General features: G+C 56.9%; 3 protein-coding genes. 1 reads left to right on the top strand and 2 read right to left on the bottom strand.

From position 1 onward, the window contains the following. Positions 1-573: SDR family NAD(P)-dependent oxidoreductase (locus L692_RS0125970; RefSeq protein ID WP_025702808.1), on the bottom strand; the 573-nt coding region annotated here is incomplete at its 3' end. 226 nt (positions 574-799) lie between these two features. Continuing rightward, entirely contained in the window at positions 800-1,387 is a 588-nt protein-coding gene (locus tag L692_RS0125965) for a TetR/AcrR family transcriptional regulator (protein ID WP_025702807.1), read from the bottom strand. Between the two features lie 443 nt (positions 1,388-1,830). Between L692_RS0125965 and L692_RS0125960 the strand changes: the two genes are divergently transcribed. Continuing rightward, on the top strand, positions 1,831-3,007 hold a 1,177-nt coding region (locus L692_RS0125960; RefSeq protein WP_025702806.1), incomplete at its 3' end, for an FAD-dependent oxidoreductase.

The raw sequence follows: 3,007 nt of genomic DNA, 5'->3' as shown, positions 1-3,007 counted from the left end.
TGGTCCGGGCTGAACGTTATTGACCGTGATGCCGAGCGGAGCCAGGTCGCGGGCCAAGCCCCGGGTAAGTCCGGCGACAGCGGCCTTTGACATCACATAGAGGCTGTTGCCCGGGAATGGATTGAAGTCGGCGTTGATGCTGCCGATATTGACGATTCGGCCGCCTTCGCCCATTTGAGGAGCGGCCGCCTGCACCGCTGCGAACACGGCGCGAACGTTGACGGCAACCATCCGGTCGAATTCTTCGATTGCAAATTGATCATACGGCTTCAGGTTCGCAAGACCGGCATTGTTGACCAGGATGTGAATGCCGCCGAAAGCTTTTACCGTTTCAGCCACAGCGCCTTTCACGGCGATGGCGTCTCCGCTATCTGCGCGAAGAGCCAACGCCCGCCCGCCGGACGCTTCAATTTCTTGCACCAGGGCTTCCGCTTTTTGCTGCGCGCTTGCGTAGGTGAAGGCTACTGCGGCTCCGTCGCTTGCCAGACGTTTTACGATGGCGGCGCCGATGCCGCGGGACCCTCCGGTTACCAGTGCCACTTTTCCAGATAATGATTTAATTGTTGTTGTCATAATAAAATCCTCCTCAAGTTTTTTTGTTTTGAAACGTTCGGTTCAAAACTATGTGCTAAGCATAACCTCGGGGGAAATGAATTGTCAATAGGGAAAATAAAAAATCTGAAAAACAAAAAAACATTCATCACGGGAGCATGCCTCTCCATCAATTGTTTGATGGGAGCATGTTCCAATAATGAATGTTGTGTAGACAAGCAGGGGAATGGGGGATGTGGGTTGCTGCTTACGTTGGCCATGCTTGCATCGCAATATCAATTACGTCCTGCAATTCTTCACGGGTCGAGCCGTCCGCAGCCCGTATGGACATGCCTTCGGCGATAGTCATGATATAACGGGCAAGCGCCGCAGGATCAGAACCAGCCGGCAAGTCACCGGGTGACTTCGCTTGTTCGAAGCGATGGCGCAGGGCCATTTCAGACTCTACCCGGCGCGATACAAGCTCTTGACGAACAGATTCCGCGTCTTCTCCGCAGGCAATGGCTCCGCGAATGGTCAGACAACCCCTCGGAGTAGAAGGATTGGTCACAGAGTCGGCCGTGACATGCAAGAACCGTTCGGCGACAGCGCGGGCCGTCGACTCGTTGAAAGCCGCGCTGGTCAGCTTCGGGGGACCTTCAAAGTACAGGTCAAGCGCCTGGTTAAATAGTTGTTCCTTGCTGCCAAAAGTAGCATAGAGGCTCGACCGGTTAATCTTCATCGCCTCGGTCAAATCCGACAGGGATGTGCCTTCATAACCCTTTTGCCAAAATACCTGGAGCGCACTCTTCAACGCCTCCGTATTATCGAAGGTGCGCGGACGTCCTGTTGCCATATGAATGTCCTCCTTACTGTGTGTGCTGCAACTACCTCAATAACACCAGAAAGAACAGGCAAGGTTCGACCTGTTCTTTCCGGGCCTATGACAGCTTCCTGTTCAGCAATTGAGTTTACTTATGATAGAGGAAGGAAGCTGTCCTCGTTATTTTGAAACGTTCGGTTCATGTGCAGAAAATACCACACTGATGGGATGGATGTCAAGTATCCCCGTCAAAGAGGGCTGTATGAGTGATGTGGATTTTATTGCGAGGCGGACAAAGAGATTTTGTTAATGATGCCTGCTTTTTTTGCGCCTTTAGCTGCCCAAGGTCAAAAAAATACACGTCAATCAGTATGAGAGCTATACCGTATTATTGACCGCCGGTTGCTATAATGGGGTCGAATAGAAGCGGCGGACCCTGCCGGAAGCGGGAATTCGCCGGGAAAGCGAGGCTCGCAATGAATAGCTACGAATTGAAGAGCAGGGAAATCCCGCTGAATACTTCCTATGAGGTGATCGTCGTCGGCGGCGGGCCGGCGGGCTGCACCGCCGCGGCGTCGGCCGCGCGGGAAGGGGCGAAGACGCTGCTGATCGAGGCCACGGGAAGTCTCGGCGGGATGGGCACGTCGGGGCTGGTCCCGGCATGGTGCCCGTTCTCGGATAAGGAGAAAATAGTCTACCGCGGGCTGGCAGAGAAGGTGTTCGAGACGCTCAAGGCGCAGATGCCCCATGTGAAGCCGGAGGCGCTCGATTGGGTGCCGATCGAGCCGGAGAAGCTGAAGGTTGTCTACGACGATCTGGTGACGGAGGCGGGTGCTGACGTGCTGTTCCTGACGTCACTGGCCGAGGTGGTGACGGACGGGCAGGGAAACGTGACGGCCATAGTCGTCTTGAACAAGGGCGGATTGCAGGCGTTCCGGGCGCCGGTGTATATCGATTGCACGGGCGACGGGGATGTCGCCGCCTGGGCGGGAGCGGAGTACCTTAAAGGCGACAGCGCCACCGGCGATCTCCAGCCAGCCACCCACTGCTTCATCCTCGGCAATGTCGATGATTACGCTTATTTGAACGGGGCGCTTCTCCATAAGGAGAATCCGCGAAGCCCGATCCATGAAGCGGTCGCCTCGGGCCGGTATCCGGAGGTGCCGGATACCCATCTCTGCAACAATCTGATCGCGCCGCGCGCCGTCGGCTTCAACGCCGGACATCTCTGGCAAGTGGACAATACGGATGCACTTTCCGTATCGAGAGCGCTGATCCGGGGACGGAAGATGGCCGCCGCCTACCGCGACATGCTGGCCGAGCTCCAGCCGGCCTCCTTCGGCAATGCCTATGTCGCCAGCACCGGCACGCTGATGGGCATACGCGAATCCCGGCGCATCATCGGGGATTACGTGCTGACGGTGGATGACTACGTCTCCCGCCGGAGCTTCGAGGACGAGATTTGCCGCAACAGTTACTTCATCGATGTGCACGGCACCGAGAAGGAGGAGAAGAGCGAGGCGGGCTCGGCGCAGACGATTACGCTGTACGGGCCGGGCGAATCGCACGGCATTCCCTACCGCTGCCTGACGCCGCGAGGTCTGCGCAATGTGCTTGTGGCCGGGCGGTCCATCTCCTGCGAGCGCCGGGTGC

This window comes from Paenibacillus forsythiae T98 (genome assembly GCF_000520735.1).
Classification (GTDB): Bacteria; Bacillota; Bacilli; order Paenibacillales; family Paenibacillaceae; genus Paenibacillus_AQ; species Paenibacillus_AQ forsythiae.
The sequence above is the reverse complement of the archived record's forward strand: the minus strand, read 5'-3'. Positions and strand labels throughout refer to the sequence as shown.